Origin of the sequence: Klebsiella sp. CN_Kp113 (genome assembly GCF_040064585.1) — a bacterium.
Classification (GTDB): domain Bacteria; phylum Pseudomonadota; class Gammaproteobacteria; order Enterobacterales; family Enterobacteriaceae; genus Klebsiella; species Klebsiella michiganensis.
Window position 1 is genome coordinate 40,632 of the sequence record NZ_JBEAID010000030.1, and the last position, 13,942, is coordinate 54,573.

Annotated in this window: 12 protein-coding genes; 6 read left to right on the plus strand and 6 right to left on the minus strand. The window is 56.6% G+C overall.

Annotated features, from left to right (window positions below):
• Positions 1 to 112: 112 nt before the first annotated feature.
• Both ABLV30_RS20085 and ABLV30_RS20090 read left to right on the plus strand, forming a co-directional pair.
• Positions 113 to 1,705 carry an ABC transporter substrate-binding protein gene (locus tag ABLV30_RS20085; protein WP_185219374.1) on the plus strand — a complete coding sequence of 531 codons (1,593 nt, stop codon included), beginning with the start codon at positions 113 to 115 and terminating at the stop codon, positions 1,703 to 1,705.
• A gap of 139 nt (positions 1,706 to 1,844) precedes the next feature.
• On the plus strand, positions 1,845 to 2,513 hold the full coding sequence (locus tag ABLV30_RS20090; RefSeq protein ID WP_025107899.1) for a DUF3313 domain-containing protein: 669 nt from the start codon (positions 1,845 to 1,847) through the stop codon (positions 2,511 to 2,513).
• Positions 2,514 to 2,588: 75 nt separating this feature from the next.
• Here ABLV30_RS20090 and ABLV30_RS20095 read toward each other — a convergent pair whose 3' ends face one another.
• Complete coding sequence (locus ABLV30_RS20095) at positions 2,589 to 3,506, minus strand: EamA family transporter (RefSeq protein ID WP_048263595.1); 918 nt, start codon at positions 3,504 to 3,506, stop codon at positions 2,589 to 2,591.
• 182 nt (positions 3,507 to 3,688) lie between these two features.
• Between ABLV30_RS20095 and ABLV30_RS20100 the strand changes: the two genes are divergently transcribed.
• Complete coding sequence (locus ABLV30_RS20100) at positions 3,689 to 4,555, plus strand: AraC family transcriptional regulator (RefSeq protein ID WP_064375246.1); 867 nt, start codon at positions 3,689 to 3,691, stop codon at positions 4,553 to 4,555.
• On the opposite strand, the gene ABLV30_RS20105 is transcribed toward ABLV30_RS20100, so the two are convergent.
• On the minus strand, positions 4,535 to 5,701 hold the full coding sequence (locus tag ABLV30_RS20105) for a benzoate/H(+) symporter BenE family transporter (RefSeq protein WP_182157980.1): 1,167 nt from the start codon (positions 5,699 to 5,701) through the stop codon (positions 4,535 to 4,537). The genes ABLV30_RS20100 and ABLV30_RS20105 overlap by 21 nt on opposite strands.
• A gap of 178 nt (positions 5,702 to 5,879) precedes the next feature.
• Between ABLV30_RS20105 and ABLV30_RS20110 the strand changes: the two genes are divergently transcribed.
• A complete protein-coding gene (locus ABLV30_RS20110; RefSeq protein ID WP_014229223.1) occupies positions 5,880 to 6,410 on the plus strand; it encodes an XRE family transcriptional regulator in 531 nt (176 codons plus the stop codon).
• Between the two features lie 248 nt (positions 6,411 to 6,658).
• A complete protein-coding gene (locus ABLV30_RS20115) occupies positions 6,659 to 8,623 on the plus strand; it encodes a U32 family peptidase (RefSeq protein WP_032693487.1) in 1,965 nt (654 codons plus the stop codon).
• A gap of 11 nt (positions 8,624 to 8,634) precedes the next feature.
• On the opposite strand, the gene ABLV30_RS20120 is transcribed toward ABLV30_RS20115, so the two are convergent.
• From ABLV30_RS20120 to ABLV30_RS20135, 4 genes are all read right to left on the minus strand, one after another.
• A complete protein-coding gene (locus ABLV30_RS20120) occupies positions 8,635 to 8,868 on the minus strand; it encodes a DUF2554 family protein (protein WP_004850586.1) in 234 nt (77 codons plus the stop codon).
• A gap of 169 nt (positions 8,869 to 9,037) precedes the next feature.
• Positions 9,038 to 9,163 (minus strand): DUF2474 domain-containing protein, encoded by a 126-nt coding sequence (locus ABLV30_RS20125; protein ID WP_004850587.1) that lies wholly within the window; start codon positions 9,161 to 9,163, stop codon positions 9,038 to 9,040.
• The gene (gene cydB, locus ABLV30_RS20130) at positions 9,163 to 10,173 is read right to left on the minus strand and encodes a cytochrome d ubiquinol oxidase subunit II (protein WP_004850589.1); all 1,011 of its coding nucleotides are present in this window, start codon (positions 10,171 to 10,173) and stop codon (positions 9,163 to 9,165) included. The genes ABLV30_RS20125 and cydB overlap by 1 nt, the downstream gene beginning before the upstream one ends.
• Positions 10,173 to 11,570: a cytochrome ubiquinol oxidase subunit I gene (locus ABLV30_RS20135; protein ID WP_014229228.1), complete on the minus strand. Its 1,398-nt coding sequence runs from the start codon at positions 11,568 to 11,570 to the stop codon at positions 10,173 to 10,175. Before ABLV30_RS20135 ends, cydB begins: the two co-directional genes overlap by 1 nt.
• A gap of 785 nt (positions 11,571 to 12,355) precedes the next feature.
• Here ABLV30_RS20135 and ABLV30_RS20140 point away from each other — a divergent pair.
• Positions 12,356 to 13,768, plus strand: coding sequence for a PLP-dependent aminotransferase family protein (locus tag ABLV30_RS20140; RefSeq protein ID WP_004850592.1), 1,413 nt, complete (start codon positions 12,356 to 12,358; stop codon positions 13,766 to 13,768).
• The last annotated feature ends 174 nt before the right edge of the window (positions 13,769 to 13,942 follow it).

Genomic DNA, 13,942 nt, shown 5'->3' on the forward strand with positions numbered 1-13,942 from the left:
GTGATTCCTTCTTTATTCGAGTTTTCAGGTGTTTGCAATCAGGCTTTAGTGTTATGTATGGAAGGGAAAACAACAAGCTATTCATTAGCTGACAAATGAAAAAGGAAAACCTATGCAACGCAGATTCACGACGCTTGCTCTGGCGTTAGCGGCCCTGACGGCCAGCTCGGCCATTAGCGCAAAAACGCTGGTCTACTGTTCAGAAGGATCGCCGGAAAACTTTAACCCGCAGCTCTACACCTCCGGGACCAGCGTGGACGTCAGCGCGGTGCCGGTCTATAACCGGCTGGTCGATTTCAAAGCCGGCACCACAGAACTGGTGCCGAGCCTCGCCGAAAGCTGGGAAGTCAGCGAAGATGGGAAAGTTTATACTTTTCATTTACGCAAAGGCGTTAAATTCCAGAGTAATAAATATTTTAAACCCAGCCGCGATTTTAATGCCGACGACGTTATTTTTTCGTTTATGCGGCAAAAAGATCCTCACCATCCTTATCATAATATCTCCAGCGGCAATTACTCCAATTTTGAAAGCCTCGAATTTGGCCAGTTAATTACCGCGATTGATAAGCCTGATGAATATACGGTGCGTTTCACGCTGGCCCATCCCGAAGCGCCCTTTGTGGCCGATCTTGCCTGGTATTTCGCTTCTATTTTATCGGCGGAATATGCCGATGCGATGCTAAAAGCCGGCACGCCAGAGCGCGTGGATATGGACCCGATTGGTACCGGACCTTTCAAACTCGCGCAATATCAAAAAGATTCCCGAATTCTTTTCACCGCGTTCCCGGAATACTGGCAGGGGAAGGCGCATATCGATCGTCTCATTTTTAGTATCACGCCGGACGCCTCGGTGCGCTACGCCAAGCTGGAGAAAAACGAGTGTCAGGTGATGCCGTTCCCCAATCCGGCCGACCTGCCGCGAATGAAAGAGAACAACGCGATCAACCTGATGAGCAAAGCGGGCCTTAACACCGGTTTCCTGGCGTTTAACACCCAAAAAGCGCCGCTGGACAACGTTAAGGTGCGTCAGGCCTTAGCGATGGCGATCAATAAACCGGCGATCATTGAAGCGGTGTTCCACGGTACCGGTACGGCGGCGAAAAACCTGCTGCCGCCGGGCGTATGGAGCGCGGATAGCCAGCTGAAGGATTATGACTACGACCCGCAGAAAGCCAAAGCGCTGCTGGCGGAATCGGGCGTTGCGGGGCCAATTACCATCGATCTGTGGGCGATGCCGGTGCAGCGACCCTATAACCCGAACGCCAAACGCATGGCCGAAATGATCCAGGCCGACTGGGCGAAAATTGGCGTGCAAACGAAAATCACAACCTATGAGTGGGGTGAATACTTAAAGCGGGTGAAGGATGGCGAACATCAGGCGGCGCTGATGGGCTGGACGACCGCGACCGGCGATCCGGATAACTTCTTCGGCCCACTCTTTACCTGCCAGTCGGCGAACGGCGGGTCAAACTCGGCAAAATGGTGCTATCAGCCGTTTGATAAAATTATCGCCGAGGCAAAATCGATAACCGATCGCCAAAAACGCGAAGCGCTCTATCGCCAGGCGCAGCAGATGATGCATGACCAGATGCCGGCAGTCATGATTGCCCACTCGACAATATTTGAACCGGTGCGTAAAAACGTGTCAGGCTACGAAATAGACCCCTTTGGCAAGCATATTTTTTATCAGGTTGATATCAGATAAACAGCCAATCACGGCCCGCCGGTAACGGCGGGTTTATTTTTTCCAGCTACTTGACGTAGCACCGCTTTTGCCACAAAACTTACCCCTGTTATTTGCTATAACTCTTGCCGATAAATGGTATTCACAGGGATTAACCTATATGCGTACTCCGTTATTTTTTAAAGTCGCCGCGCTTGCTGGCCTGTTAGCATTGGCCGGCTGCTCATCCAAAATCGCTCAGCCGGAACAATATTCGGGATTTTTAAAAGATTACTCTAACTTAAAAGAAACCACCTCGGCGTCCGGCAAACCGGAACTGCGCTGGATTTCGCCGGATTACAATCCGAGCAACTATGACAATATCGTCTATAACCCGATCACCTATTACCCGGTACCAAAACCCACCACCCAGGTGGGCGAGAAGGCGCTCAGGGATATCCTGAATTACACCAATAAAGAGATGAAACAGGCTATTTCCGAGCGTAAACCGCTGGCAACCACCCCGGGCAAGCGCAGCCTGATCTTCCGCGGCGCCATCACCGGCGTGGATTCCAGCAAAGAAGGGCTGCAGTTCTACGAAGTGATTCCGGTGGCGATGATTATCGCCGGTACGCAGGCGGCAACGGGCCACCGTACCATGGACACCAACCTGTTTTTTGAAGGGGAGCTGATTGATGCGGCGACCAAAAAGCCGGTTATCAAAGTGGTCCGTAAGGGCGAAGGTAAAAACCTGTCCAACGAAAATACGCCGCTCACCGTCGAGACCCTGAAGCAGGTCATTGATGATATGGCGATTGACGCGGTGAAATTCGACCCCAATAACCGTTAATCAGGCGTAGCCGTGAATAAAGGCGCTAGTGGTTGATAGCGCCTTTTTCATTTCTCCTCGACGGCAGCGAGAGCGTCAGCAGCGATCCGTGCGAACCCAGGCCAGCCTGCGCCGCAGCAGCCACTGCTCCGGGCGAGCGAACATCACCAGATTTCCGACCAGGATCAGCGCCAGTCCGGCCACGGCGCTACTGTGCCAGACGTAACCTTCATAAAAAGTCGAAATGGTCAGCGCGACGAGTGGAAACAGCAGGGTGCTGTATGCCGCTTTACCCGCGCCGATTCGCCCCACCAGCGTAAAATAGGCGCCAAAAGCAATCACCGAGCCAAACACGGCGAGATACAGTAGCGCGCCCATATAGCTGAGGGTCCACTGCGGCGCGAAATTATCACCGCGAACCAGCGCGATTGCGCCCATGACCAGGGTGCCGTAAAGCATGGCCCAGCTGTTGGTGGTCAACGTCTCCAGACCGCGGCGCTGGTGGCGGATGCTGAGCATATTGCCGAGCGAAAACCCATAGGTGCCCAATGCGCTGAGGGCAATACCCAGCAGGAGCGAGGCGTTCAGGCCGCTGGCCCATAAATCATCCCAGAATAGCGTCACGATCCCCGCCAGCCCCAGCGCGGCGGCCAGCCAGAATCGGCCCGGAGGCTGCTGGCGATAGAAGAGAAAGCTATTGATGGCGTTAAACAACACCGCCATGGAGAAGATCACCGACTCCAGCCCGGTATTGATATACGCGGCGGCGGTATAGAAACACCAGAAATTAAAGCAGAAAACGCAGCAGCCCTGTAGCAGGCAAAAGAGATGGTCGCGCGCGGCCAGCGGGCGCAGGCGGCGGGTAACCAGCAGAATGGTCAACATCGCGACGCTGGCGACGGCGAAGCGCCAGAAAATAGACACCGGCGCGGCAACCGGCCCCTGCTGCAAAAAGATAGCAATCCAGGTGGTGCCCCAGATAACCACGACCAACCCGTAGAGTAATGCGTTCAAAATGTCTCTCCTGTGAGTGTTGTACCGGTCATTGTGCGGCTTGGGCGAATTCGGCGCTGTCATCAGCTTGTCGCCGACTTGCAAATTCTTGCGCTTATTTTTCATTAGCGGCGGGGGAATGCTGGTATCTGCCGGCGACTCTTCTTAGACTAGCGATCTGCGGAATCTGAACTGTGAAGGCTATGGCTTACGGGACTTTCGAAACATTGCGTCAAAAAAATGCCGTGCTGCGGGGGACGGTGAACCTCAACTCCGGTATTCAGCTGGCGGCGTGGTATAACAATCTTGATACCATCACGGTACAAAGCGACCACCATACCCTGAGCCTCTATATTGCCGATGGCTACGAAAGCTACCAAAAAACGCCCCACGGCTGGAAAAACGGCGGCGGGCCGGATCGTTTTTGCCTGATGCCGAAAGGCGATGAGAGCACCTGGGATATCCGCGGCGATCTCTCTTTTGTGCATCTTTACTGCACCGATGAGCACCTGCGCCGGGTAGGCGAGCAGATTTGGGACCGCAGCCCGGCCTCGTTCACGCTGCAGGAGAAAACGTTTTCCAGCGATGACAAAATCACCGCCGTCTACCGCCAGTTTCTCCTCGACAACGACTGGCAGCAGCAGGCGAATCAGCTAACGTTGAGTTCGGCCAGCACGCTGCTGCTCACTCACCTGATTCAGCACTATTCGAACGTTCAGTGGCGTTTACCGACGGTGACCGGCGGGCTGGCGCCGCACGTCTTGCGCAATCTGCTGGCATGGATTGAGGAGAACCTCGACCAGCCGCTCACTCTTGCCGATCTGGCGCAGGAAGCGGCGTTAAGCGAATACCATTTTGCGCGGATGTTTCGCCAGTCGATGAAGATGGCGCCGCATCAGTACGTTATGCAGCGCCGGATGGTTAAAGCGCAGTCGCTGATTAGCCAGAGTCGGCTGCCGTTAACCGATATCGCCATGGCCTGCGGTTTTAGCAGCGCCAGCCACTTCAGCAACCGGGTGAAAAGCGCCACCGGCCTGACGCCCTCGCAGCTACGCGCGGCGCAGCGTTGACAGCAAAACGTAGCTGACGCCGCCGAGAACCAGCCCCCAAAACGCTGAGCCGATACCGGCCAGCGTCACGCCGCTGGCGGTGACCAGAAACGTCACTACCGCCGCATCGCGCTCACTCTCATGATTCAATGCCTGAAACAGGCTGCCGCCGATGGTACCGAGCAGCGCCAGCCCGGCAAGCATCTGGACCCACGCTATCGGCAGCGCCGACATCAACGAGGTGATTGAGCCGCCAAATATCCCCGCCAGCAGATAAAACACGCCCGCCGCCGCCGCCGCGAGCCAGCGTTTTTGCGGGTCCGGATGGGCTTCCGGGCTCTGGCAAATCGCGGCCGTAATGGCGGCGATGCAGATCGAGTAGACCCCGAAAGGCGACAGCAGCAGCGCCAGGCCGCCGGTGGCGACAATAAGCGTTGAAGCGGGGACCCGATAGCCCGAGGCCTGGAGGGTGGCGAAGCCGGGGGCGTTTTGCGACGCCATGGTGACGAGGAAAAACGGTATACCGACGCTGATCAACAGCGCCGGCGTAAATTCAGGGGCGATCCAGGAAGGGGCGACAATGCTGAAGCTTATTTGTGACGTTGTCACCTCTCCGCTCAATCCGGCCACCGCGCTTCCTGTCAGCAGGGCGGCGACAACCGCGAAGCGGGGAAGCCAGGCTTTGCACAGTAACCATACGGCTAACATACTGCCGCATAACAGCAGATTAGCCTGCAGGCTGGCGAAAGCCTGCATGCCAAAGCGCAGCAATATGCCGGCCAGCATCGCCGCCGCCAGCGAATGGGGAATAATCTTCATGAGCCGGGCAAATATGCCGGTGATGCCGCAAAGCACGATTAAGGCGTTGGCAAAAATAAAGACGCCAACCGCCTGGGAGAGCGTGACCCCCTGCAGGCCGCTGACCAGCAGCGCCGCGCCGGGCGTTGACCAGGCCGTCAGGATGGGCACCTTTCGCCAGACGGTGAGGGCCAGGGTGCTGATGCCCATTCCCAGACCTAAGGCGGTCATCCAGCCAGCGATTTGCGCAGCATCGGCGCCTGCCGCCGCCGCTGCCTGCCAGATAATGGCGGCAGAGCTGGCATAGCCGACCAGCACGGCGACGAAGCCGGCGAGTAGACTCGGAAAAGGGAGAGTGAAAGAGCGCATGGGGTGCCTTGTGCGTTATAACGGTCGGTATAATGTAGCATTGTGCGTTATAACGCACAACTGGCTTTTCGGCAACGCCAGACCTGGATAGCGGAGCCCGGGTGAGCGCTATACGTCAATTCCCTGTAGAATCAGGTGAATGTGCGTATAATTCCTTCAGATATTATTGGGAGGTTGAATGGATATTGCGCAACACCTGTCGGCAACGTTAAAAACGCTGCGCCAGCAGCGCGGCTGGAGCCTGTCGCGCCTGGCGGAAGAGACCGGCGTGTCGAAGGCCATGCTGGGCCAGATTGAACGCAACGAATCCAGCCCGACGGTAGCGACGTTATGGAAAATCGCCACCGGGCTTAACGTGCCGTTTTCCGCCTTTATCGTTGCCGATGAGGCCGGTGAACCGACGGCATTTGATCCCCAGCAGCAGGCCATGGTGGTCACGCCGCTATTCCCTTGGGACCCGGTGCTGCGCTTCGATCACTTCTCCATCACCCTGGCCCCGGGCGCGCTGAGTGAGTCAACGCCGCATGAGCAAGGGGTTATCGAACATGTGGTGGTGATTAGCGGCGTGCTGGATCTTTGCCTGCAGGACAGCTGGCAATCGCTGCAGCCAGGGGAAGGGCGGCGTTTCGCCGGCGATTTAGCGCACGCCTATCGCAATAGCGGTGGGCAGACTGCCCATTTTCATTCGCTGATCCACTACCCGAAATAAAAAAGCCGCGAGTAAACTCGCGGCCAGGCAAATGACTGAGACAACAAATCACAACGTGACGAGGAAAATCCGGAATACGTGATGACTCTATCCTTAGGCACTTTTTCTGGGAAATATCTTTTCCTTCAATGCTTTGCTAAAAACTGAAAATTCCTTCCGCGGCGGCGATGGAAAATGTTTTGGTCTGCGCCAGGTTCTGACTACAATAGCCGCCATTTCGACCCCCTATAATGGATAACGACGAGCGTATGCGCCTGCAAAACCATCATCTTGAACTACTGAGTCCTGCCCGCGATGCCGGGATCGCCCGTGAAGCGATTTTACACGGCGCGGATGCGGTCTACATCGGCGGGCCGGGCTTTGGCGCGCGCCACAACGCCAGCAACAGCCTGAGCGATATCGCCGGTCTGGTACCGTTTGCCCATCGCTACGGCGCGAAAGTGTTCGTGACCCTGAACACCATTCTTCATGATGATGAGCTGGAGCCGGCGCAGCGCCTGATAACCGACCTGTATGAAACCGGCGTGGACGCGCTGATTGTCCAGGATATGGGGGTCATGGAGCTGGATATTCCGCCGATTGAGCTGCACGCCAGCACCCAGTGCGATATCCGCAGCGTTGAGAAAGCGAAATTTCTCTCCGACGTCGGCTTCAGCCAAATCGTGCTCGCCCGCGAGCTGAATCTTCAGCAGATCAAAGCGATTTACGATAACACCGACGCGACCATTGAGTTCTTCATCCACGGCGCGCTGTGCGTGGCCTATTCCGGCCAGTGCAATATTTCCCATGCTCAGACCGGGCGCAGCGCCAACCGCGGCGACTGCTCGCAGGCCTGCCGTCTGCCCTATACCCTGAAAGATGACCAGGGCCGCGTGGTGGCGTATGAAAAGCACCTGCTGTCGATGAAAGACAACGATCAGACCGCCAACCTGGCCGCGCTGATCGATGCCGGGGTACGTTCCTTCAAGATTGAAGGCCGCTACAAAGATATGAGCTATGTGAAGAACATCACCGCGCACTATCGCCAGATGCTCGACGCCATCATTGACGATCGCGGCGACCTGGCCCGCGCCTCGGCGGGGCGTACCGAACACTTCTTTGTTCCGTCAACGGATAAGACCTTCCATCGCGGCAGCACCGACTATTTTGTCAACGCGCGCAAAGGCGATATTGGCGCGTTTGACTCGCCGAAGTTTATTGGTCTGCCGGTGGGGGAAGTCCTGAAAGTCGGTAAAGATTTTCTCGACGTTGAGGTGAGCGAAACGCTGACCAACGGCGACGGCCTGAACGTGATGATCAAACGTGAAATCGTCGGCTTTCGCGCCAACACGGTGGAGAAAACCGGCGAAAACCGCTATCGCGTATGGCCGAACGAGATGCCCGCGGATTTACACAAAGTTCGTCCGCATCAGCCGTTAAACCGCAACCTCGATCATAACTGGCAGCAGGCGCTGCTGAAAACCTCCAGCGAGCGCCGCATCGCCGTCGATATCGAACTGAGCGGCTGGCAGGAGCAGCTGGTCCTGACGATGACCAGCGAAGAGGGCGTGAGCGTCACCCACACGCTGGACGGCGAGTTTGCCGAGGCGACCCAGGCGGAGAAAGCGCTGGCGAACCTGCGCGATGGCGTGGCGAAGCTCGGCCAGACCCTTTACTATTCGCGCAACGTTGAGATTAACCTGCCCGGCGCGCTGTTCGTGCCAAACAGTCTGCTGAACCAGCTGCGCCGTGAAACGGCGGAAATGCTTGATGATGCGCGTCTGAAGGCCGTGGTGCGCGGCAGCCGCAAGCCGGTTTCGGTGCCGCCGCCGGTCTATCCGGAAACGCATCTGTCGTTTCTGGCTAACGTCTACAACCACAAAGCGCGCGAGTTTTATCAACGTTACGGCGTCCAGCTGATCGACGCCGCCTATGAAGCTCATGAAGAGAAGGGCGACGTGCCGGTCATGATTACCAAGCACTGCCTGCGCTTTGCCTTCAACCTGTGTCCGAAACAGGCCAAAGGTTCGATTAAAAGCTGGAAAGCGACGCCAATGCAGCTGATCCACGGCGATGAAGTGCTGACGCTGAAGTTTGACTGCCGCCCATGCGAAATGCACGTGGTCGGCAAGATAAAAAACCATATCCTGAAAATGCCGCTGCCGGGCAGCATCGTGGCGTCCGTGAGTCCCGATGAGCTGATGAAAACCCTGCCGAAACGCAAGGGCGCCTGATAACGAAATCGCTACTGGTAGTGATGCATTTTTGGTTTCCGCGCATTCTGCCAGTGGTGCTGCTCGCGCAGGTCGGAGGCGGCGTCTTCCGCCTGGCTGCGCAGCTCGTCGCTATCGGCTTCGTGCTGTAACTGCTGTTCGAGACTCTGTACCGGGAAGAAATCGTGTCCGTGCTGGCGGGCCAGCACGTGCCCGGAAAACAGGGCGCACGCCAGCAGTAATGTTGAAACGCTTCTTCTGAACATCTCTTTTTCCATGCTATCGGCGAATGAGGCTACTATGCCAGGGGCTGGGTGAGCTTATTACGTCGGTTGGCAAAGAAGAGAAAAGGCTTTGTCAGCATCGCCTGACGGATGGCGAAAAAAAGCCCGATGGTGTCGCCATCGGGCCGAATAACATTACGTGACGGGCGGATCAGGCCTTCAGCCCGGCGGCCGTCATCAGCAGCCGAAATCCCATGCTTACCGCCGCCAGCGCCAGCACGCTGCCTCCCCACAGGACCACCATCCATAACGTGCGCTTAAGCCATACTCGTTGCATCAGTGATACCCCTCGCCGTGTTGAACTTTGCCGCGAAAAACGTAGTAGCTCCAGAAGGTGTAGCCGAGGATCACCGGCAGAATAAGCAGCGCGCCAACCAGCATAAAGCCCTGGCTTTGCGGCGGCGCGGCGGCCTGCCAGAGGGTGATGCCCGGTGGAATAATATACGGCCAGATACTGATCCCCAGCCCGCTAAAGCCGAGAAAGATCAGCCCCAGCGTGAGGACAAACGGCAGCAGGTGGCTGGCGCTGTTGCGCAGCGCTCGCCACAGCCAGGCGCTTATCGCCGCGACCAGCAGCGGTACCGGCAGCAGGAAGAAGAGATTTGGCAAGCTAAACCAGCGCTCGGCGATGGCCGTCTGCGCCAGCGGGGTCCAGATGCTGATGGCGACAATTACCGCCAGCAGCGCCAGCAGCAAACCGCGCGCGGTCACGCGCATATTGCGGTGGAGCGCATTCTCGCTCTTCATCACCAGCCAGCTGGCGCCCAGTAGCGCATACGCAATGCACAGTCCCAGGCCGCAGAACAGGGTAAACGGCGTAAACCAGTCAAACATCCCGCCGCTGAAGCTGCGGCCGCTGACCGCGAAGCCGTTGATCACCGCGCCGACGACCATCCCCTGGGTGAAGGTGGCCAGAATCGAACCGCCCATAAAGGCGCGATCCCAGAACGGGCGGTGCGATGGCGTCGCGTTAAAGCGGAATTCAAAAGCGACGCCGCGGAAAATAAGCCCGATCAGCATCAGGGTAAGGGGGATCGCCAGCGCGTCGATAATTACCGCATAGGCCAGCGGAAAAGCGCCAAACAGGCCCGCGCCGCCGAGTACCAGCCAGGTCTCATTGCCATCCCAGACCGGCGCGACGCTGTTCACCATGACGTCGCGATCCGCCGCGTCCCGCGTGGTACTGAATAAAATGCCAATGCCCAGGTCGAAGCCGTCCATCACGATATACATCAGGGTGGCGAAGACGATGATGACAAACCAAATAACCGATAAATCGATACCCATTACCAGGACTCCTTCTGCTGTACATGGTCCGTTGCGGCGGAAAGCGGGCGGGCAGGCGTACCGGCGCCAGGCGGCTGAGCGTCCTGCGGCCCTTTGCGAATCAGACGCAGCATATAGCTATAACCGACGCCGAATACCGAAGCGTAGACGACGATAAACGTCAGCAGACTGATGGACATATGCAGGTCGCCATGAGCGGAGACGGCATCTGCGGTACGCTGTACGCCGTAGACGACCCACGGCTGGCGGCCCACCTCGGTGGTCACCCAGCCCGCGAGGATAGCGATAAGCCCCGATGGCCCCATCCATAGCGCAAAGCGTAAAAAGGGTCGGGAGTGATAGAGGCGACCGCGATAGCGCAGCCACAGGGCCAGCGCGCCGAGCAGGATCATCAGCATGCCGAGGCCGGCCATCAGACGGAAGGACCAGAACACGATGGTGGCGTTAGGGCGATCTTCCGCCGCGAACTCTTTCAGCGCGGGAACCTGTTTATCCAGGCTGTGGGTGAGGATCAGGCTGCCGAGGGCCGGGATTTCCAGACCATAGCGCGTCCGTTCCTGCTGCATATCCGGCCAGCCGAACAGCAGCAGCGGGGTGGGTTCTCCGGGGATATTCTCCCAGTGACCCTCGATAGCGGCGATTTTCGCCGGCTGGTGCTTGAGCGTATTCAGCCCGTGCATATCGCCAATCATGGCCTGAACCGGGGCGACAATCAGCGTCATCCACAGCGCCATGGAGAACATCGCGCGAACGGCGGGCGTGTTGTTGCCGCGCAGCAGGTGCCAGGCTGCCGATGCGCCGACGAACAGCGCGCTGCTGAGAAAGGCCGCCACCGACATATGCAGCAGACGGTAGGGAAACGACGGGTTAAAGATAACCGCGAACCAGTCCACCGGCACCACCTGGCCATTGACGATCTCAAACCCCTGCGGCGTTTGCATCCAGCTATTGGACGCGAGGATCCAGAAGGTGGAGATTATCGTCCCCAGCGCCACCATGCAGGTGGCGAAGAAGTGCAGGCCCGGCCCGACGCGGTTCCAGCCGAACAGCATGACGCCGAGGAATCCTGCTTCAAGGAAGAAGGCGGTCAGAACTTCGTAGGTCAGCAGCGGGCCGGTTATGCTCCCGGCAAACTCGGAGAATCCGCTCCAGTTGGTACCAAACTGGTAGGCCATGACCAGACCTGAGACCACTCCCATGCCGAAGTTGACGGCGAAGATTTTCGACCAGAAGTGGTAGAGCGAGCGCCAGGTCGGGTTTTTCGTTTTTAACCATAAGCCTTCGAGAACCGCCAGGTAGCTGGCTAACCCGATGGTGATGGCGGGGAAGATGATATGAAATGACACGGTGAAGGCGAACTGGATCCGCGCCAGGTGGAATGCATCAAGACCGAACATGCAGAACTCCGCAATAAAATTGATTCAGCGCAATTCTAGGCCTCCACCATGGCGGTTAGCAGGAACAGAAACCCTGTTTTTATCTATAACAGTTATGGATTTGAGTTTCGGTTATCTTGTGATAAATCCTTTTTTTCTAAAATCAAGCTATTTCACACCCGCGGATAGTATGTTATTTTAATTAGACGTTAGCGCTGCAAGTCAGCATTTAAACGTTCCTTTGGGTAAGCAATATTTATATATCTATTATAAATATAGATGTGCTGAATAATTCATAAATTGTGTATCAATCCTACAATAAAATAATTGATTGTTTTTACTGCACGCACGTATGCCTTCATTAACGCTGGTTTCGTATGCTGTGGGTTTTAATCTGGGATTTTAACTCAGCCTGATTTGAGCGCTGAGTTAAGGATATGTTTAATACATACCCGTAATTTTATGGGTTGTTATTGGATAGTGTATTTATTGATTATATTTTACAGAGGATGTGATTGTGTCGACTAATGGACTTCGTGGCTTATGTACTGTTTTGTTAATTATGACTTTTTTCTGGATACTGGTTGTTAGTGGGATGGTTATGCTATTTTAAATAATAGCTTATCGTTTAATCACCTGAGTTTATTCTGCATCAGGTGGATATATGAGCAATAAACGAATGGCTTAGCTGTAAGTAATTCGTGCTATCGCCAATGCCAATCTTTGTAAATAGGTCAGTATATAAATACTGGCCTATTTTATAAACTGATATACAATTGTGCTGACATTTTCTTGCGGATTGTTATATGAAAAAGTACCAGCAGCTGGCGCAGCAGATTACCGAACAGATTGGCCTTGGGGTGTGGTTACCCGGCGACCGGCTGCCCTCACTGCGTGAACAGGTGGTCAGCAGCGGGATGAGTTTCATGACCGTCAGCCACGCCTACCAGCTGCTGGAAAGCCAGGGCCGGATCATTGCCCGCCCGCAGTCCGGCTATTATGTCGCGCCGCAGCCGATCAAACAGCGTCAGCCTGAGCCGCCCGCCCAGGTGACGCGCGATGAGTCCGTTGATATCAATACCTACATCTTCGAGGTGCTGCAGGCCAGCCGTCAGGCGTCCATGCTGCCCTTTGCCTCCGCTTTTCCCGATCCGCGCCTGTTTCCGCTGCCGCAGCTTAACCGCTCTCTGGCGCAGGTCAGCAAAACCGCCACCGCCATGAGCGTGATTGAAAACCTGCCGCCGGGGAATGATGAACTCCGCCATGCCATTGCCCGCCGCTACGCGCTGCAGGGAATGAATATCTCGCCGGATGAAATCGTCATCACCGCCGGAGCGCTGGAGGCGTTGAACCTTAGCCTGCAGGCCGTCACTGAACCGGGCGATTGGGTCGTTGTGGAAAACCCCTGCTTCTACGGGGCGCTGCAGGCGCTGGAGAGGCTGCGCCTGAAGGCGCTGTCGGTGGCGACCGATGTCAAAGAGGGCATTGACCTCGACGCGCTGGAGCAGGCGTTGCAGAATTACCCGGTTAAAGCCTGCTGGCTGATGACCAACGGGCAAAATCCGCTCGGCTTTACCCTCAGCGCGGAGAAAAAAACGCAGCTGGTCGCGCTGCTGGCGCGCTACAAGGTGATGCTGATTGAAGATGATGTCTACAGCGAGCTCTATTTCGGCCGCGAGAAACCGCTGCCGGCAAAGTACTGGGATCGCGACGATATGACGCTGCACTGCAGCTCTTTTTCCAAGTGCCTGGTGCCCGGGTTCCGCATTGGTTGGGTGGCGGCGGGCAGGCACGCCCGACGCATTCAGCAGCTACAGCTGATGAGCACGCTCTCAACCAGTTCACCCATGCAGCTGGCGCTGGTGGATTACCTCTCGACCAAGCGCTATGACGCCCATTTGCGGCGTTTGCGCCGCCAGCTTGCCGAGCGCAAGCAGCTGGCCTGGCAGGCGCTGCTGCGCCATCTGCCCGCTGAGGTGAAAATCCATCATAGCGACAGCGGCTATTTTCTCTGGCTTGAGCTCCCCGCCGGGAGCGACGCGGGGGAGCTGAGCGCCCGCGCGCTGGCGTATAATATCAGCATTGCGCCGGGGAAAATGTTTTCCACCTCCGCCAGCTGGACCGCATTTTTTCGCTTTAATACCGCGTGGGGCTGGGGCGAAAGAGAGGAGCAGGGGGTTAAGCGGCTGGGCGAACTGATTCGCGAGATGCTGGCGTAGCTGGGATGGCGGTCCGCTTGCCCGGGCAGGGGAAGTTTATTGGCGCCCGGGCAAGCGCAGAATATCCCTGACCGGTCCGGCCGCCACCCGGCAAAAAACCGCGGCGGCAGAGAAAACGGTTTTTTCATTTATCCGGGGTTTTGTTTATATCCAGCGGTTATCCCTTTCCTTAAA